We start from the raw sequence: 17804 nt of genomic DNA on the forward strand, positions 1-17804 counted from the left end.
CTCAGGCGTAGGCGGGGGCGGACCCGGAGATCGGGCCCGCCCCACTGCTTCCCTAGCGGGAGAAGACCGCCACGGTGCGGCCCGGAACGGTGAACGTGCCGGTGTCCGCCGCGTACGAGGACGTCTTGACGACGGGGTCCGCGCCCGTGGCCTGTGCCGGGTGCAGGGCGTAGGGCTTCCCGGCGAGGGAGGTGACCGTCTGCCGCTGCTCGTCCGGCGTCGCGTTGAAGACGACGACCAGGTCGCCCAGTTCCATGGTGATCACGCCGGGCGTCTCGTCCTTGCCGGACAGCGGGAAGGAGAGTCGCGACTGCACCTGGTCGGTGGTGGCGAGGGAGAAGGCGGGCTCGGTCGTACGGATCTTCAACAGGTCCCGATACGCGGCGGAGGCGCCGTCGATCTGGTCGCAACCCACGGCGACGGTGGTCAACAGTGGCTTCGCGTAAGCCCACTTGGACCGGTTGTCGGCGGCCGTCGGCAGTCCGCGCCCGAAGCCGTTGCCGTCGCGGCAGTTCCAGTGGATGGCGTTGAACCAGTCGCCGCTGTCATAGGAGTTGCGGTCCAGGGACTTGGAGCGCAGCAGGTCGGATCCGGCCGGGGAGAGCGAGGGGCCCTGCGAGAGACCGGCCGTGGCCATGGCGAGGACCTGCATCCGGGCGCGGTCGGTCGCCGAGGTGTCCTTCGGCAGCTTGTAGGCGAGCGCGTCGAACAGGGACTCGTTGTCGTGCGCGTCGGCGTAGGCGAGGGCGTCACCGGGCGCGTCCGCGTACCCGGCGGGTGCTCCGCCGTAGTCGACGTCGGCGCCGGTGACCTCCTTGCCGCCGCTGTCGGTGAAGCGGTAGGCGGCGAGGTTGCCGGTGAGGCCGACCTTGATGAGGTCCTGGTAGTGCAGCAGGCGGGCCTTCTGCTCGGCCTTCGTGCCGTTGTCGGCGGCGGGGTTGGGGTCGGTGTACAGGCCGGAGGCGAAGCCCTGGACACCCGGGTCCTCGTCGAAGGGGCCGCCGCCGCGTACGGCGTCGCGGGCGCGGTCGGAGAAGGTCGCGATGCCGGTGCCGGCCATGTGCTGCTGGGTGGCCTGCTCGAAGCGGGCGTCGTCCGCGACCTCGCCGAAGTTCCAGCCCTCGCCATACAGGATGATCTTCTTGCCGTCGACGCCGTCCTTCTCCACGGTCAGCGCGTCCAGGGCCTTGCGGACCGCGAGGATGTTGGCCTTCGGGTGGTGGCCCATGAGGTCGAAGCGGAAGCCGTCGACCTTGTACTCCTTGGCCCAGGTGACGATCGAGTCCACGACCAGCTTGCCCATCATCGCGTTCTCCGGCGCGGTGTTGGAGCAGCAGGTGCTGTTGGCCACGGACCCGTCGGCGAGCAGGCGTTGGTAGTAGCCCGGCACGATCTTGTCGAGGACGCTGGTGTCCGCCTGCCCACTGGCCGCGGTGTGGTTGTAGACGACGTCCATCACGACCCGCAGGCCGTCCTCGTTCAGCGCCTTGACCATGCTGCGGAACTCGACGGTGCGGCGGGTGCCGTCGGGGTCGGTGGCGTAGGAGCCTTCGGGGACGGTGAAGTGGTACGGGTCGTAGCCCCAGTTGTAGGCGTCCTTCGCGGCGGTGGCGCCGACGCACTTCTGCTGTTGCTCGGAGTCGGCGGGGTAGGAGGCCAAGTCGCAGTCGGGGGTGGCCTGTTCGGACTTCCTCTCGGGGATCGTCGCGATGTCGAAGGCGGGCAGCAGGTGGACGTACGAGGTGCCCGCCTTCGCCAGGTCGCGCAGATGCCGGGAGCCGTCGCCGCTCTTGTCGGTGAAGGCGAGGTAGGTGCCCCGGTCCTTGGCCGGGACGGTGGTGTCGGCGACGGAGAAGTCGCGGATGTGCAGTTCCTGGATCTGGGCGTCCCGCAGCGGTACGGCCCGGGGCTTGTGCAGGGTCGACCAGCCGCCCGGCGCGAGGGACTTGTCGCCGAGGTCCACGACCAGGCTGCGCTCGGAGTTCGCGGTGAGCGCGAGGGAGTACGGGTCGGTGACCTTGTTGGTGACGATCTTGCGGACGCTGGGCGCCCACACCGTCACGACGTACCGGTAGGGCTTGTTCTTCCAGGACGCCGGGCCGGTGACGGACCAGACGCCGGTGGCGTCGTCGCGCTTCATGGCGATGGTCTTCGTCGCGGCTGTCTTCGTCGCGGCTGTGGAGCCGTCCAGCTCCAGGGAGACGCTCTGCGCGGTCGGTGCCCACAGGGACAGGGTGGGGCGGTTCTGCCGGAAGGTCGGGCCGAGGTCGGCGGTGGTCGCGTCGTAGAGGTCGTCGAGGACTCCGGCGATCTGAACGCCGGTCGCCGCGAGGACGGCGCCGTTCGCGGCTTGCTGCGAGGCGACGATCTGACCGCTGAGGGCCGCGCGCACCCGGTCGCGGTCGCGCGGGTCGACGGACCAGGCGGTGGCGTCCTTCAGATGGGGGAACTTCGCCTTCTGCGCGTCGGTGAGTGTCGTCCTGGTCAGCCTCAGCCGACGCTCGTCATCGCTGGTGAGCGCGCCGTCCCGCACGGTGATGGATCCGTCGTGGGAGTACAGGAGTCGGGCGGAGGCGGCGCCGTCGACGCCGTTCCAGGCGAGGGTGTTCCGGTCGAGCCAGATCGCCTTGGAGGTGGTCAGGTCGAGGGCGGCGGCGCTGCCCTGGGGCCGGGGAAGCGCGGAGGGTGCCACCGCCCGCGCCGCGACGGGGTGGAGGAGCATGGCGGCGAGTGCGGTGGCGACGGTGGCCGCGACCCTTCTGTGGTACGGGGTGCGGCGCACCTGGGGCACCGGCGGTCTCGGTCTCACGGGCGAGAACTCCTTGCGGGGGACGGCAGGTTGGAGGCGTGAAGGGATCAGCAGGTCGACTTGCCCGCGTAGAGGGCGAGGGCGGTGTTCGGGGCGAGGGAGGCCTGGAACCAGCCGCTGCTGTCGACGGTCACGGTCCGGTTGCCCTGGACGTCGCAGTACGTTCCGGCGGGCAGCGAGGTCTGGTACGAGCGGTCGGCCGTGGTGTTCTCGTGGTTGATCACCACATAGCCCTTGGTGCCGCGGCCGAAGGCGATGAGGTTGTTGCCGTTGTCCCACCAGTTGGTGACGGCGGCGCCGCGGGTGGCGTTGCGGAAGGCGACCATCGACTTGATCTCCGGCCAGGCGTGCTGGCACTTCCAGCCGTTCTGCCAACAGGCGCTCATCTGGCCGCCGTTGGGCGGACCGGCGTCCGCGTCGGACCATTCGTAGCCGGAGTTGATGTCGGGCGAGCCGTAGGGCCAGGCGAGCATGAAGACGTTCGCCAGGGTGTAGTTGGCGCCGCTCTTGTAGTTGAGGGTGGAGCCGTTGCGCTCGGTGTCGTGGTTGTCGACGAAGACACCGGCGCCGGACCCGCCCAAGTACCCCCAGGCCTCACCGAAGTTGGAGAGATAGGCGAGCTTCTCGCTGTTGAAGACCCGCTTGAGGTCGTAGGCGTAACGGAACTCCTGGACGTCCCCGTTGCCGGTGTACTCGCTCGGCTGGACGGCCTCGCCCGCGCCGTAGATGACCTCTTGCTTCCAGTACGCGGAGGGCTTGGTGAGCCGCGACTTGATGTCGGCCAGGTCCTCGGCGGGGATGTGCTTGGCGGCGTCGATACGGAAGCCGTCGACGCCGAGGCCGAGCAGGTCGTTCATGTAGCCCGCGATGGTCTTGCGGACGTACTCCTCACCGGTGTCGAGGTCGGCGAGGCCTACGAGTTCGCAGTGCTGGACGTTCCACCGGTCCTGGTAGTTGCTGACCTCGGAGGTGCAGTCGTCGAAGTCGGCGGCGGAGTAGAGGCCGGGGTAGTTGTACTTGGTGTACGAGGAGCCCCCTGTGCCGGTGCCGCTTCCGGCGGACATGTGGTTGATGACGGTGTCGGCGACGACCTTCACGCCCGCCGCGTGACAGGTGTTGACCATGTTCTGGAAGGCGGTGCGGTCGCCGAGACGGCCCGCGATCTTGTAGCTGACCGGCTGGTACGAGGTCCACCACTGGGAGCCCTGGATGTGCTCGGCGGGCGGGGAGACCTGGACGTAGCCGTAGCCCGCGGGGCCGAGGGTGTTGGTGCACTCCTTGGCGACGGAGGCGAAGTTCCACTCGAAGAGGACGGCGGTGACGTCCTTGGCGCCGGGCGGGGCGGCGTGGGCGGTCCCCGCGGGGACGGCGAGGGCGACGGCCGCGGCGGCGGTGAGAGCGAGGGCACCGGAGAGCGTTCTCTTGGCCATGTGGGGGGTCCTTTGCGGAGTGGCCTGCGGGGGGCGTGGCCCCTTGAAGGGACTTGCTGCAACTTTCAGCATCTTGCAGTGCAGCAGACCGTATGAGCCCCTGACTTCAGGGGTCAACCCCTCGGGCATGCTCCCGTCACATATGTCCAACGGGGGCGAGATCTTGGCTACTTGGGGGCCTGCGACCTCGTAGCCAAGAACCCGGTCAGGCCGCTGCGCCCAGTTCGCACCACACGACCTTGCCCCGATCGCCGTCTTTCGACAGCGGCTGCCAGCCCCACAGATCGGCACAGGCCCGGACCAACGCCAACCCCCGCCCCTCCTCCATGTCGTGGAGCCGCTCCAGCGCAACGGGCGGCTCCGGCGGCGCGGGGTCGGCGTCCCACGCGCCGATCCGCAGCACCCCCGCGGACCAGCGCACACGGAGCGCGGCGGGCCCCTTGGTGTGGCGTACGGCGTTGGAGATCAGTTCGGTGGCGAGGAGTTCGGCGGTGTCGACGAGGCGGATCAGCCCGTGCATGGTGAGGATCAGCCGGAGGGTCCGGCGACTGATGGTGACGGCGCGCAGGTCGTTCGGGATGCAGAGGCAGTACTCCCAGGGTTCGTCCACGTTTTCAGACATGGCTCAACTCCGATTCTCTGGGGGTTGATTGCGGTGGGCGTGCGGTGGCATTGCCGCGACCGTCTTGGCAGGACGGTGCGGTGCGCTTCCGGGAACCCGACATTGCGCAGCGTGTGCGTCGCATCACCGACAGTAGGACTAACTTGTCATCCGCAGCAAACGAATCCCGTAATCTGACCCCGAACGAGTTGCACCGACAGTCGTGTTGAACCGAGGAGCAATCGATGGTCCTGAGGCGCGAACCCACGGCACGCCAGATGCGCCTGGCGGTCGAACTGCGACGCCTCCGTGACGCAGCAGGACTCTCCGCTCGTGAGGCAGCGGAGTTGATTGGAGCGGGTCGCGTCCAGATCAGCCACATCGAGTCAGGCCTCACGGGTGTGAGTGAGCAGCGCCTACGCCGCTTCGCTTCCCACTACGCCTGTACGGATGACGAGTTCATCAACGCCCTGGTCGCACTGGCTACCGATCGCACACGCGGCTGGTGGGAGGAGTACCGAGGGCTACTGCCCAATTCGTTCCTGGACCTGGCAGAGTTGGAACACCACTGCACCTACCGATGGGACGTGGATTTCCTGCACGTCCCCGGCCTACTCCAGACCGAGGGCTACGCGCGAGCACTCTTCTCCCGCCGTGTCCCGGAACTGCACGAAGACGAACTGGAGTTGCGGGTACGTCATCGGATGCAGCGACGTGCCATCATCGAGCGCGCAGAGGCGGTCCTCTACGAAGCGCTGGTGCACGAGGCAGCATTGCGGATCAAGGTAGGCGGACGCGCTGCCTCACTGACTCAGCTCGCCCGCATCCTGGAACTCTCGGAAGCGGACCACGTGACCGTCCGCGTAATCCCCTTCGAACTGGACGACTTCGCCGACATCACAGCCGCCATGGTGTACGCCGGTGGCCCTGTCCCGAAGCTCGACACAGTGGTGCGCGACGGCCCTCACGGAGCGCTCTTCATCGACTCCGAAGCACAACTCGACGTCTTCCGAACACTCTTCCGTAGAGTTGAGGCAGTGTCGCTCGACCCCAAGCGGTCGCGTGACCTCATCCACAGGTTGACCAAGGAACTGTGAGGCGCTCGGTGACCAGCTCCGACAACTGGCGGAAGTCGTCCTACTCCGGCAGCGGCGACGGCAACGCTTGCGTGGAAGTCGCGAACCGCCGCACCCGCATAGCCGTCCGCGACTCCAAAGCCCCGGCCAGAGCCACCCTCTCCTTCCCGACCGAAGCCTTCACCGCCTTCCTCCAATCCGTTAAGGCCGCTCCCTGGCGGTGACGCTTCCTCCTGATCTGTCAGTCCAGCCGCCCGCGTTGATGGCCGTCTGAGATCCTGGGCGCCGATCGAGAGGCGCCGCAGGTTCCGAGCGGTCGGGCGTCTCCCTCTCGCTCGTCCGCAAGCTGGAGCAAGGAGAACGCAGCGATACCCGGCTGGAGACCGCACGTCGACTCGCGAGCGCGCTGAAGGTTCCGACCACGCGACTGATCGCCGAGCACGCAGAATCCGCCGTCGACAAGGGCGACTTGGATCGCTGGTGGCCCGTACGCACCGCCCTCGCAGTCTCTCCCCGGCCGGACGAACTCTCCGAAGAGCCGACCCTCGGCGGCCTGCGAGACGCCCTCCAGGCGACTGTGCCCCTGTTCGCCAAGGACCGCTTCACCGAGCTCGGAACAGCCCTCCCGCCCCTCCTGCGTGACGTCGAAGTACTCACCGAGGCGGACCCTCGCGGCCGACCGCTCCGCGCACGCCTGCTGGAACTCACCGGCTGGCTCATGGTCCAGACGCGGCAGTTCGACGCCGCCGAGCTGGCTCTGGAGCGGGCTCTGGACGACGCGACCGACCCGATACAGAGCGCTGCGACCGTCAACACCCAGTGCTGGCTTCTGCTACGTCAAGGGAGACTGAGGGAGGCCCGAGAGCTGGCTGCCCACTGGGCCGACGAAGTCGAGCCACGCATGTCCCGTGCGACACAGGCCGAACTGAGCACCTGGGGGTGGCTCTTGCTGCGCCTGTCGGCCGCGGCGATCCGTGACAACCGACCCGGCGAAGCCAGGGACGCCTTGAGACTTGCCAACTCGGCCGCCGTAGCCCTTGGCACCGAATGCACGCCGGAGGGCGACTTCCTGCGGACCTTCGGGCCGATCACGGTGGCCCTGAAGCGCACGGAGAACGCCATGGTGGCGATGCGGCCGGACAAGGTGCTCGGCCTGGCCGCGAAGATCCCCACAGGCTGCCTGGAGCCGAACTCGAACAACCGGAACCGGCACCTGCTCGACGTCGCCGGCGCCCAAACAGAACTCAGGCAGTACGCGGAGGCCGTGGACACCTTCCAGAAGATCCGCGAGGGCTCCCCGCAGTGGCTGCCGAATCAAAGGTACGCCCGCGACATCCTGGGCCGGATCGTGAGCAAACGACGGACCCTGACGCCCGAGATGCGCGAGCTCGCCGACTTGGTGCGACTGCCCGTGTGACGCCGTGTGGCACTTCCGACCGCCGACCCGTCAAAGTGCCATCGACGCGGGCCAGCGCGGTTCGTAGCGTCGAAGCATGGCGAATGAACTGGTACGCGAGGACGGGAACGGCTGGGTGGGAACGCCGAGGCTGCTCCCTTGGACGAACGAGGGCAAGCCTTGCCGGCTGTCGGCCGCGAGCGAGGGCGGCGTGCTCTCCGGATCGGCGGACGCCATGGAAGCCGTGCAGATGCGTGACAGTCGCGAGGTACTGGCCCACGCGCGGGGCCTGCTGGAGGACTCCCACAAGCTCGGCGCCCACGAACTCAAGTTCATCTCGTCTCGGCTGGCGGAGAGCCTGACCGATGTTCTTCGCGTCGCCGAGTCACGCGGCATCCGCATCGGAATCGTCGACGCGGACCCGGACGACGATGCCGAGGAACGGACGGACGAGGCGCTGACGTTCGGCGAGTAACTGCCGTGCAGTCTGAGGAGGCTCGCGTCGGGAAGGGGGCGACATCACTGGAGTGGTTCACTCCATCTCGGACCGCTCCCGCCGAGGCCGTGTGCACGGCGGATCTCAAGATGGCCGTACAGTCTCCCCGCTTCCGCGTTCGAGGTGCTCGTTGATGTGGTGCAGGCGTTGCCAGGCGGCTGGGTCGGTGCCGTCGCCAAGTGGGTAGTGCAAGGCGGGGCGAGTGGTTGGGCCGAGTCGGGTGGGGGTGTTGTTCGGCAGGGCGTTGCGGGCTTGGCTGATGCCGAGTTCGGCGACGGTGTCGGGGCCCAGGGTGAGAGAGACCGGGATCGGCGGCGGCTCGTAGTGGGCCGGAGTGGTCAAGTCCGCGCGTGCCGCACGTAGTTCGCTGATCATCGTGGCGAGGTTGTGCCTGCCCGCGAGGGATTCGGCGAGTTCGGGCAGCAGGTTGATCGGGGCGGTCTCGTCGGCGCCGTAGCCGAGCGCCAGGGTGATGTGCTCCTCTACGCCCTTCGGGGTGTGGGCGATGTGCACGGTGGCGATCGCAGGGCGGTCGCAGGTGCCTACGGCGACAGCCCAGGTTGGTTGGGAGCGGCGGGCGCGACTGCGGGCCAGGTCGGTCAATTGCCTTTGTGACCAAGGGACGTTGACCGGCTCGGCGGTGGACCAGCCGCTGGGCGGCGCGCCGGTGAGGGTCCGCCACGCGTCTTCCATGGCGCCGCCGAGCTGGAGGTGCTCGTGGGCGGGGTGGATGGTGCGGATGGACAGCAGCAACTGCCGTTCACCCCTGGTGTCGAGCGTGGGTCGGTATGCGTCCGCGATCCGGAGGCCGTTGTCGGCAGCCGGGGTGAAGCGCCCCTTCTGCCAGCGCAGTACGGCTCCGGAGAGGCCGTCGTAGTAGCCGTTCTCGGGGTGACGTACGACCCAGCGTGCGGGTATACGCTCCAGCACGGTGCGGGTGGGCAGGGTGAGCCGGGTACGGGGCGAAGTGATGAGGCACAGTTCCCGTCGACTCTGCCCTGTGGTCCGCAGCACCTCGGTGAGCCATGTCGTGGCGGCGACGACCGGACGGTCATGGATGACGACGGCGGCCGTTTCGGTGAGTACGTCCAGGTCGGTGAGTACGTCCACGCCGACGGGCGAGACAGGCACGTTGTCTGTGGTGGGGACCGTCACCACGTCGGTGTGCGCGGCCTCGGGCGGCCATGTGGTGCCTCCGAGCAGCGCGGTCAACCGGCCCGCGACGGAGCCTGCGAGCCGCACGGCCTCCGCGATTCCGGTGGTTGCCCGCACCTCGGTCCACCACACGGGCCCGTCCGCCCGAACCCCCGGCCCCAGCAACCGAGTTGTCTCGCCCGGCACCTGGAGGTAACGGGGAGCCTCGACGGAGACCACGAGCCGCCCGTCATCCGTGCACAACTGGGCAACGGCTCCTCCACCTGCCCGGTTCACACGCAGATCGGGACCACCGGCATGCAGTGCGGCCAGCAGGGACTTGGTGTCCGGCATGCGCGGGGTGAGAGCTATGACGTCCTGGGTCATGTGCTGCTTTCCGGCAGGAGATTCCCGGTGGGGATGGAAGCGAGGGAGATGGGCTCGTCAGTATCGTCCCGACAGTTCCTCCAAGGCGTCCAGAGATTCGGCTTCCCGAGGGCTGCCCTCGGTGATCAGGCCGAGTTCCGGATGCGATGGTCCCTGAGCCAGCCAGTTCAGTGCGGCAAGCGGGGAGAGCCCTTGGCTGTAGGCCTGTCGTAGACACAGCAGCCATCCCGCTCCCACCTCGAATGCCTCGTCACCGACTGCCGTTCGAGGTACGTAACCGGCGGCGGCATCGTCGACGGACGCCCAGACGAAGCCGAGCGTCCTCCCTTCCCGCTGAACTGTGAAGTACCGCACCGGGTGCTCGGTGTACGACTCGTACTCGTCCTCACACGGCGGAATGCGGCCGCTCAGCAAGCTTGCCCGGTTGAGCCCCTCAAACGTCCCCCAGGAATCGACGTAAGCGGGGCCCTCGCTTCTCAGGTCCTTGAATCCGGTCGAGCTCGGCGCCGCGTAGCAGTTCTCGTCTCCCGGTGTGGGGGAAGCCCCCAGTACGGCCGAGATGCTGTCCAGCGCGGCCGCGAGCCGGGGCGCGTTCTCCGCGTACACCTCGGGCTGCTCGCGATCGCGGGTGTCCATCGTCAGCCAGGCGTCGGAGTACGTCTCCAGTGTCACGACGAGCTGGTTACCGTCCCAGACCTCCACCTGGATGCTGAACAGCTTCTCCGCTCGATGTCTGACTCCCGATTCCAGCCAGTACCCAGGGCATTCGATCCGGATGGTGAGGACGAAGTCTCCCTCGAGCGCCTCGGCCTCTGCCATCGCCTGAGCGAGATCCGACCCCGGAGCCAGGGGATCCGGCCCAAGGTGCAGCCCGCTCGCGTCGAAGCGGACGTCACGCAGCTTGGCCCCGCTCCGAACCAGAATTCTGGCCTTTCCCTCGGGCGCGGCCAGGTTCCGCTTCGCCAGTTCGTCCCAGACCGTCACCGAGGTCTGAACGGCACGGGCGGGCCTGATTTCACCGCTGTCCGTCGCGAGTTCCCACGTCCAGTCGCCGACACGGGTGGTGGTGATCACAAGGACCCTTCTGGTCGGTCTTGCTTCCTGGCGGGATCACAAGGTTTCCATCACGTACGACGAGCTGCATCGTCGGCAGAGGTCAAGAAATCCGCACATCAGCGATGTATCGCTCTCCCGTCGGGAATGCTGCGATTCCTTGACGCTCTCTCATTCGCCGTCACCATCCCATGGGGACAAGCCCAAGGTGAGTTCCGCGCTGGCCAGCATGCGGGTGATCTCGATGGGAAGGCTGGAGAATTCCTGTCTCACCACATCGGCAGGGTCAACCCGATGTGTCTGCCCGTCGCGTCCTGTCGCCTCAACGACAAAGCGGTACCCGCGTGGTGCAGTGGGATCGTCCACCACCTCCCATCGCGCACCGTGCTTCTGGATGAGATAGTCGGCGACGTAGGACATCAGATCGGCATGCAGCGTGATCCAGTCTGACTGCTCGAATTCATCGAGCGGCGCGCGGGAAACATAGTCCTGGAGCGCTGGAATGAGACTCATCGGATCACGGCTGTACACATGAGATGGAATTCCGAGCATATCCGACACGTCAATGATGTTACGGCGCCCTTCCTCGATCCAGCCCTGGAGGTCTGGTTCCCTCGCCATCGCCACGTTGCACACCTTTCATAAGTTACCGCTGTTTAGGGGCCGGCCCGTACTCGACGAATATGATGCGAGCCTGGATTAGATATTTCCTCAGAGCCTCGGATGGCGGCGCATGCAGGAATACCCATCGCGGATCGAACTTAGGATCCTGACGCCGAAGCGTCAGGTCCTTGTTGATTTCCTCAATGATTCTTTTATCCAGAGGGACTTCACCCCTCACATTCCGAGTGCTGCCGTCTTTGAGTGTGACCGTACGCCATTCAAGATAGTGCTTTACTTCAATGGCCAGAGTGCGACCGCCCGGCATATCCACCGGAACGTCGACATAACGACCCATCGGTGCTCGTACAGGGTAGTAGGGATGGTCATGGGTCGGCACGCGGTAGTGTCGCTCAGGAGCACCGCCCACCATCTCGCGGAGGTAGTCCTCCGCGCCCTTGTACCGTGCTCGTGAGTGGCGCATGGCCCGCATCTGGCGAAGGGTGCGCTCGGCTGTGCCTGGGGGAAGCTCACGGCGGGTGACATTGCCCTCGCCCTCACTGTGGTGTTCGTGCGTTTCAGCCGAACTGTCGTCTTTGGTAGGCGGGTCGTGAGCCTCATGCGTACCCGCGGCATCGTGATCAGCGGAGTCGTGGCCGGGGCCGGAACCATGAGCGTCATGGCCGTGCCCGACTCCCGTGGAACCGCTTCTTCCTGCCCCGCCGGCGCCTCCGGACCGCTCGACGGCTCCTCTTCCGGCGGGCCTCCCAGAGTGGCCTTCACCGGAAGCCGCGTGGCCACCGGCCTCTCTGACTGTCTGCCCCGGCGGCTGACTGCTGCTGTATGCGGCGCCAGTGGCATGTTCTGCACGGGCGCCTGCCTCGGCGGCCTCGTGGGGTCGACTCGAATGGAGGGAAGCTTCCGTAGCGCCGTGTGACGAATGTGGTGGCATGTGCCGTGATGCGCCGCTGCGGTCGGTGGCTTCCGTCGCTCGGCCTCCGACGCCCGCGAGCTCGCGATCACGTGGCTGGGCAATCGAGACTCGGTCACCGGCAGCAAGTTCATGCCGGGCCAGGCTGGTATCGGGAGTGCCATCGGGTTTGAGGGCGATGAAGTTGCCGTCCTTGTCGACCCGGTAGCGGTTGCTGAGGTCGTCCAGGGCGCCGTCGGGGAATTTCGTCTTCGGCAGTTTCAGGTGTTCGCTGACGCGGGCCAGTGTCTCGGAGATCTTCGGCAGGTCCGAGAGGGCTCTCGCCGCTCTCGCGGTGCCGGAGATCGGGTCCAGGAAGTCTGCGGCCCTGGCGACGGTGCCCGCAGCCTCGGCGACCCTGCTTCCCCTGCCCAGCCAGGTGAGCGCCCCGGCGGTTCCCCCGACCACGGTGATGAGGTTGAACGTGGTGAGGCCATGAGCGCGTGCCGGGTCCTCGTTCCACATGTCGTAGGCGACGAACTGCTTCCCGAACTCCTTCGTGTACGCCTCGCTGCCGCGCTGCCAGTCCGACAGGTGGTCACCCAGGCCGACCGCGTCCATGCCGTAGGCGTAGGTGCCGACGGCGGTGCGCTTGAGGCGGTCCCAGGTCTCGTGCTGGGCCACGGAGCCGTTGACGCCCAGGAGGTTGTCCTCGAGGATGCCCAGGCCGATGAAGCTGCCCCAGAGGCCGTCCTTGACGAAGCCGTCCCAGGCCCAGCTCTTGATGCCGTGGCCCCACCAGTCCAGGCTCCAGCGCTCGTAGGTGCGGCCCTCCGCGCTGCCCCACGGCAGTTCCTTCGCGTCCTTCATCGTGGAGGCGCTCAGGCCGTACATACCGGGTGCGTGGCTGCCGTCGTCGACCACCCAACCAGGTCGGCACAGCGCCGGGCTGATCGCGTTGATCTTGGTGGCGGCGGTGCGTTCCGCCTCCTGGAAACCCGCGACCGCCACCGCCACGCCGTCCATCAAGGCCTTTTGCGCGTCGACCTTGTCCTGGTCATCCGTCCAGTCGTCGTCGCCCTCCACGCTGCCGACGAAGGCGATCGCCTTCTCCTTCAGACGCTCCAGGCGTTTCGCGTACGGCTTCGCTTCGCTGATGAAGGTGTCCAAGGCGTCGGCGAGGGATTCGATGTCGGCGGCGAAGTCGTCGGCCGTGTCCATCACCGGCTGGGTGGAGGAGAAGAGTTGGTCCGCCTCCGGTGCCTTGTAGTACGCGGCCGTCGCCTGGAACCGGGAATGGACGTCCTGGCCCTTGTTGCGGATGCCGATCGCATGTGTGCGTAAGGCGGTGACCGCCGTGGACAACTTGTCGAAGTCGCCGGTGTACTGGGGTATCTCGCCAGGGTTGATCACGTCGGTTACTTCCCGCCCCCGTGGTGGCTCTTCTGTTCGCCCACGGCCCGCAGTTCGGCCGGGGTGGGCGCCTTGACGGCCTCACGCTGAGCTTGAGCGGCCATGTCCAAATCCCCCGCGACGTATGCGGTGGTGGCCTTGACCGTCCCGTCCATCGTCTTCTGGATACGGGCCACCATGAACCGGATACGGCCTTCGGTGTCGGTCACGAAGTTCGCCACCGCCGCGCCCACCGGGCCCACCGGTACGGCACCGCAGTACGGACCGCTGATCGTGCCCGCGAACTGCACTGCCTCCTCCACGCTCCCCGCGTAGCCCTTGACGTCCTTGCCCAGGTCGTCTGCCGCAAGCCCCACCAACGACAGAATCGACTCCACCCCGCCCGGACTGATGTCCCACTTCGTCACGCCAACCCCCCGTGGTTCCTCCGTCGAAAGCTTCCTTCAGCGGCGCTGAGTGTCTCCTACACCACTGACAGAAGGACCTTCATCACTATCGGGCGACTTGTTGCATCTGCCATGTACTTCAAGCCAAACGCACCCCACTTGGAACACGACGGGGCCCGCCGTCCCCTGCGGACGGCGGGCCCCGGACATCGGCGGGAAGGGCGTGGGCGTCAGCCCGTCGTCCACCACACCGTCGTGTCCGCCGGGAGCTTCGTCTCGCCGTTCGCGATCGTCAGCTCCGTGCTGGCGAGCAGGATGTCGCCGTATGCCGGGGTCGTCACCGGCTCGTTCGTGGTGTTGGCCACGCAGACGAACTCGCCACGGCGGAAGGCCAGGACGCCCTCGGGGGCCTTGAGCCACTCCACGCTCTCGCCCGCGCCGAGGTCGGGGTGGTCGCGGCGGGCTGCCAGGGCCGTGCGGTACAGCTCCAGGGTGGAGCCCGCCACGCCCCGCTGCGCCTCGACGCTCAGGTCGCCCCAGCCTTCGGGCTGCGGCAGCCAACTGCCGCCGTCGCCGAAGCCGTACGAGGAGCCCGTGCGGGTCCACGGGATCGGTACGCGGCAGCCGTCGCGGAAGCCGTCCTGGCCTTCGCCGCGGGAGAAGGCGGGGTCCTGGCGGACGTCGTCGGGGAGGTCGACGACGTCGGGCAGGCCCAGTTCCTCGCCCTGGTAGAGGTAGGCCGAGCCGGGCAGGGCCAGCATGAGCAGGGTGGCGGCGCGGGCGCGGCGCAGGCCCCGGGCCGTGTCGCCCGCCTCGCGGATCTGGGTGCCGAGGGCGCGGTCGTGGGCGAAGCGGGTGGTGTGCCGGGTGACGTCGTGGTTGGAGAGCACCCAGGTGGCGGGGGCGCCGACGGGACGCATCGCATCGAGGGTGGTGTCGATGACGGCGCGCAGTTCGGCGGCGTCCCAATGGGTGCCCAGATACTGGAAGTTGAAGGCCTGGTGGAGTTCGTCGGGGCGGACGTAGAGGGCGGTGCGCTCGATGGTCGGGGTCCAGGCCTCGGCGACGAAGATCTGCCCGCCCGTCTCCCACCACCGCCCTTCTGAGGAAGGCCCTTCGGGCCCCTTTCGATTCGCGTACTCGTCGAGGATGGTGCGCCACTGGCGGTAGATGGCGTGGACGCCGTCCTGGTCGAAGAACGGCATGGCGTCGTTGCCCAGGAGCTTGAGCTGGTCGTGGGTGCCGAGGTCGGGCAGGCCGTCCGCCTTGACCAGTCCGTGGGCGACGTCGACGCGGAAGCCGTCGACGCCCATGTCGAGCCAGAAGCGCAGGATGGAGCGGAACTCGTCGCCGACGGCGGGGTGGTTCCAGTTGAGGTCGGGCTGCTCGGGGGCGAACAGGTGCAGGTACCACTCGCCGTCCGCGACCCTGGTCCAGGCGGGCCCGCCGAAGATGGACTCCCAGTCGTTGGGCGGGAGTTCGCCGTTCTCGCCCTTGCCGGGCCGGAAGTGGTAGCGCTCCCGCAGCGGCGATCCGGGGCCTTCCGCGAGGGCGCGCTTGAACCACTCGTGCTGGTCGGAGGAGTGGTTGGGGACGAGGTCGACGATGATGCGCAGGCCGTGTGCGTGGGCGTCGCGGATCAGCGCGTCGGCGTCCATGAGGTTGCCGAACATGGGGTCCACGGCGCGGTAGTCGGCGACGTCGTAGCCGGCGTCGGCCTGCGGCGAGGCGTAGAAGGGGCTGAGCCATACGGCGTCCACGCCGAGGTCGCGCAGGTGGGAGAGTCGGGAACGTACGCCCTCCAGGTCGCCCATGCCGTCGCCGTTGCTGTCGGCGAAGCTGCGCGGATAGACCTGGTAGATCACCGCGTCGCGCCACCAGTCGCGGTGGCCGGCGACGGTGGCGAGGCCGGTGTTCGGGGCCGGGTCGGTGGAGTGCTGGCTCATGGCGTCCTCAATGCGATGGGGTGTCCCCCGCCCGGACGGGGTCGTGGACGGGGGCGAATGTCGGGTCATGGGCGTCGAGTGGGCTGCGGTGACGGGGCGGCCACGGTGCCGGCATCTCCTGGGCAGGGGTGTCCGAGGATGACAGCGCCGCTGTCGGCGCGGCAACGGCGCACGGGAGCTTCGGGGTGCGAAGCCGGTCGGCCCTTCGTGCCACCCGCGGTCGCGGTCAGCCCTTCGTGCCGCCCGCGGTCAGGCCGGTCACCAGGTTCTTCTGTACGAGGTAGAAGAACGCGGAGACGGGTATCGCGACCAGCACGGCGGTGGCGGCCATGAGGTTGCGCTGGGCGTCGTGTTCGCTGATGAAGCTCTGCAGGCCGACGGCGAAGGTGTACTTGTCGCTGCTCAGCATGAACGTGGAGGCGAAGGCGACCTCGCCGAACGCGGTGAGGAAGTTGTAGAACGCGGCGACGGCGAGACCGGGCCTGGCCAGGGGCAGGATCAGGCGGACGAAGGTGCCGAACGGGGTGAGTCCGTCGACGCGTCCGGCCTCGTCGATCTCGAAGGGGATGGTGTCGAAGTAGCCCTTGAGCAGCCAGGCGCTGTAGGGCACGACGGTGGTGCAGTAGACGAGGATCAGGCCGATGTAGGTGTCGATGAGGCCGAGGTCCGAGAGGATCTGGTACATCGGCACGATCAGGACGGCGACCGGGAACATCTGGGTGACCAGCAGGACCCACATGAACTTGCGGTAGCCGGGGAAGCACATCCGGGAGACGGCGTAGCCGCTGGTGGCGGCGAGGATCACGCCGATGGCGGTGGTGCCGAGCGTGATGATGAGCGAGCTCTTGAGCCAGTCGAAGAAGTCGGTGTGCTGGAGGACGAACGCGTAGTTGTCGAACGTCATCTTGTGCCAGATCTGCCCGGGGTGCAGATAGTCGTCCTTGTCCGGGCCGAGGGACAGGAAGAACAGCCAGGCGACCGGGAAGAGCGCGATGAGGCTTGCCACGGTCAGCAGGGCGTGCGAGGCGACGGTGGCGAGCGGGCCGCGCTCGCCGCGGCGGCGTGTGCGGCGGCGCGGGGTGGCCTCGGGGGCCTGTGCGGCGGGGGTCTCGACGGTGGTGGTGCTCATGGGGACTCCTGCCTCAGATCGCGAGCTGCTGGTCGTTGCGGTTCAGCCAGCGGCGGTAGAAGGAGGTGAAGACGATCAGGATGGCCAGTAGCAGGATGCCGTAGGCGGCGGACTGCGCGAAGTCACGCGGCTGTTGTCCGAAGCCCAGGAAGTACGCCCAGGTGACCAGGATCTGGGCGTCGGGGGCGGTCTTGCCGAACAGCAGGAAGATGATGGCGAACTGGTTGAAGGTCCAGATGACGCCGAGGAGTACGACGGTGGAGCTGACGGAGCGCAGGCCGGGCAGGGTGACGTAGCGGAAGCGCTGCCAGGCGGTCGCGCCGTCCATCTCGGCGGCCTCGTACAGGGAGGTGTCGATGGCCTGGAGTCCGCCGAGCAGGGAGAGCATCATGAACGGCACGCCGCACCAGGTGTTGACCATGATCGCGGCGAACCGCTGCCAGAAGGTGTCCTCGAGCCAGGCCGGGGTGGGCAGGCCGAGCCAGTCGAGGGCGGCGTTGATCGCGCCGCCGTCGGCGAGCATGAAGCGCCAGCCGAAGACGGTGACGAAGGTGGGTACGGCCCAGGGCAGGACCAGGATCATGCGGTAGAAGGTGCGTCCGCGGAACTTCTGGTTGAGCAGCAGGGCGAGGCCGAGCCCCAAGGTGTAGTGCAGGCCGACGCACAGGACCGTCCAGGCGATCGTCCAGAGGAAGTGCGACCAGAAGCGGTCGTACGCGGTCTCTCCGAACAGGATGTCCTTGTAGTTGTCCAGGCCGACGAACTGGTACGTGGCGTCGATGTGGTTGACGCCGATCGTACGGGCGGTGTTGAGGCTGTTGGCGTCGGTGAGGGTGAGATAGAAGCCGTACACCAGGGGGTAGACCACGAGGGCGCCGAGCACGATCGCGACGGGCGCGATCATCGCGTACGCGTACCAATGCTTGTGGTAGCTCTGCTTCAGACGCCGGCCGAGGCCCGGCCGCGGCGCGCGGTCACCTCGGCGTTCGCCGGTCGCGCGGTCGATGGCGACTGTCATGTTCGACAACCTTCGTCAGG

The 17804-nt window shown here is 67.6% G+C and carries 15 protein-coding genes; 4 read left to right on the forward strand and 11 right to left on the reverse strand.

Translation table 11 applies throughout. The features are described 5' to 3' along the window. Window positions 1-52: 52 nt before the first annotated feature. From pulA to NGF19_RS03725, 3 genes are all read right to left on the reverse strand, one after another. Window positions 53-2809: a pullulanase-type alpha-1,6-glucosidase gene (gene pulA, locus NGF19_RS03715; protein ID WP_308288443.1), complete on the reverse strand. Its 2757-nt coding sequence runs from the start codon at window positions 2807-2809 to the stop codon at window positions 53-55. 47 nt (window positions 2810-2856) lie between these two features. Further along, window positions 2857-4239 (reverse strand): alpha-amylase, encoded by a 1383-nt coding sequence (locus NGF19_RS03720; RefSeq protein ID WP_252422112.1) that lies wholly within the window; start codon window positions 4237-4239, stop codon window positions 2857-2859. 205 nt (window positions 4240-4444) lie between these two features. Next, the gene (locus NGF19_RS03725; protein WP_252422113.1) at window positions 4445-4861 is read right to left on the reverse strand and encodes an ATP-binding protein; all 417 of its coding nucleotides are present in this window, start codon (window positions 4859-4861) and stop codon (window positions 4445-4447) included. 224 nt (window positions 4862-5085) lie between these two features. On the opposite strand from NGF19_RS03725, the gene NGF19_RS03730 reads away from it, so the two are divergent. From NGF19_RS03730 to NGF19_RS03745, 4 genes are all read left to right on the forward strand, one after another. Next, the gene (locus tag NGF19_RS03730) at window positions 5086-5937 is read left to right on the forward strand and encodes a helix-turn-helix domain-containing protein (protein WP_252422114.1); all 852 of its coding nucleotides are present in this window, start codon (window positions 5086-5088) and stop codon (window positions 5935-5937) included. Window positions 5938-5945: 8 nt separating this feature from the next. Continuing rightward, entirely contained in the window at window positions 5946-6140 is a 195-nt protein-coding gene (locus tag NGF19_RS03735) for a DUF397 domain-containing protein (RefSeq protein WP_252422115.1), read from the forward strand. A 245-nt stretch (window positions 6141-6385) separates the two neighbouring features. Beyond that, on the forward strand, window positions 6386-7333 hold the full coding sequence (locus tag NGF19_RS03740; RefSeq protein ID WP_252422116.1) for a transcriptional regulator: 948 nt from the start codon (window positions 6386-6388) through the stop codon (window positions 7331-7333). A 76-nt stretch (window positions 7334-7409) separates the two neighbouring features. Then, window positions 7410-7787, forward strand: a complete 378-nt coding sequence (locus NGF19_RS03745) for a hypothetical protein (RefSeq protein WP_252422117.1) — start codon at window positions 7410-7412, stop codon at window positions 7785-7787. 105 nt (window positions 7788-7892) lie between these two features. Here the strand turns inward: NGF19_RS03745 and NGF19_RS03750 are convergent, their stop codons facing one another. The 8 genes from NGF19_RS03750 to NGF19_RS03785 form a co-directional block, all read right to left on the reverse strand. After that, a complete protein-coding gene (locus tag NGF19_RS03750; RefSeq protein ID WP_252422118.1) occupies window positions 7893-9329 on the reverse strand; it encodes a DUF6177 family protein in 1437 nt (478 codons plus the stop codon). A gap of 57 nt (window positions 9330-9386) precedes the next feature. Continuing rightward, window positions 9387-10403 (reverse strand): hypothetical protein, encoded by a 1017-nt coding sequence (locus NGF19_RS03755; protein ID WP_252422119.1) that lies wholly within the window; start codon window positions 10401-10403, stop codon window positions 9387-9389. A 150-nt stretch (window positions 10404-10553) separates the two neighbouring features. Beyond that, the gene (locus tag NGF19_RS03760; protein ID WP_252422227.1) at window positions 10554-11003 is read right to left on the reverse strand and encodes a hypothetical protein; all 450 of its coding nucleotides are present in this window, start codon (window positions 11001-11003) and stop codon (window positions 10554-10556) included. A 25-nt stretch (window positions 11004-11028) separates the two neighbouring features. Further along, window positions 11029-13305: a hypothetical protein gene (locus tag NGF19_RS03765; RefSeq protein ID WP_252422120.1), complete on the reverse strand. Its 2277-nt coding sequence runs from the start codon at window positions 13303-13305 to the stop codon at window positions 11029-11031. Window positions 13306-13310: 5 nt separating this feature from the next. After that, window positions 13311-13712, reverse strand: coding sequence for a DUF6507 family protein (locus tag NGF19_RS03770; protein WP_252422121.1), 402 nt, complete (start codon window positions 13710-13712; stop codon window positions 13311-13313). 209 nt (window positions 13713-13921) lie between these two features. Beyond that, window positions 13922-15637 (reverse strand): glycoside hydrolase family 13 protein, encoded by a 1716-nt coding sequence (locus NGF19_RS03775; RefSeq protein ID WP_252422123.1) that lies wholly within the window; start codon window positions 15635-15637, stop codon window positions 13922-13924. A gap of 226 nt (window positions 15638-15863) precedes the next feature. Continuing rightward, window positions 15864-16766, reverse strand: a complete 903-nt coding sequence (locus NGF19_RS03780) for a sugar ABC transporter permease (RefSeq protein WP_252422124.1) — start codon at window positions 16764-16766, stop codon at window positions 15864-15866. Window positions 16767-16779: 13 nt separating this feature from the next. Continuing rightward, window positions 16780-17784, reverse strand: coding sequence for a carbohydrate ABC transporter permease (locus NGF19_RS03785; RefSeq protein ID WP_252422125.1), 1005 nt, complete (start codon window positions 17782-17784; stop codon window positions 16780-16782). Window positions 17785-17804: the final 20 nt, after the last annotated feature.

The sequence above is a fragment of the Streptomyces macrolidinus genome (genome assembly GCF_023887685.1).
GTDB classification, from domain to species: domain Bacteria; phylum Actinomycetota; class Actinomycetes; order Streptomycetales; family Streptomycetaceae; genus Streptomyces; species Streptomyces macrolidinus.

Excerpts from the sequence above, each read along its gene's own strand:
- NGF19_RS03720 (WP_252422112.1), bottom strand. The coding sequence starts at position 4,239 with ATGGCCAAGAGAACGCTCTCCGGTGCCCTCGCTCTCACCGCCGCCGCG.
- NGF19_RS03775 (WP_252422123.1), bottom strand. The coding sequence starts at position 15,637 with ATGAGCCAGCACTCCACCGACCCGGCCCCGAACACCGGCCTCGCCACC.
- NGF19_RS03730 (WP_252422114.1), top strand. The coding sequence starts at position 5,086 with ATGGTCCTGAGGCGCGAACCCACGGCACGCCAGATGCGCCTGGCGGTC.
- NGF19_RS03745 (WP_252422117.1), top strand. The coding sequence starts at position 7,410 with ATGGCGAATGAACTGGTACGCGAGGACGGGAACGGCTGGGTGGGAACG.
- NGF19_RS03750 (WP_252422118.1), bottom strand. The coding sequence starts at position 9,329 with ATGACCCAGGACGTCATAGCTCTCACCCCGCGCATGCCGGACACCAAG.
- NGF19_RS03785 (WP_252422125.1), bottom strand. The coding sequence starts at position 17,784 with ATGACAGTCGCCATCGACCGCGCGACCGGCGAACGCCGAGGTGACCGC.
- NGF19_RS03725 (WP_252422113.1), bottom strand. The coding sequence starts at position 4,861 with ATGTCTGAAAACGTGGACGAACCCTGGGAGTACTGCCTCTGCATCCCG.
- NGF19_RS03760 (WP_252422227.1), bottom strand. The coding sequence starts at position 11,003 with ATGGCGAGGGAACCAGACCTCCAGGGCTGGATCGAGGAAGGGCGCCGT.
- NGF19_RS03780 (WP_252422124.1), bottom strand. The coding sequence starts at position 16,766 with ATGAGCACCACCACCGTCGAGACCCCCGCCGCACAGGCCCCCGAGGCC.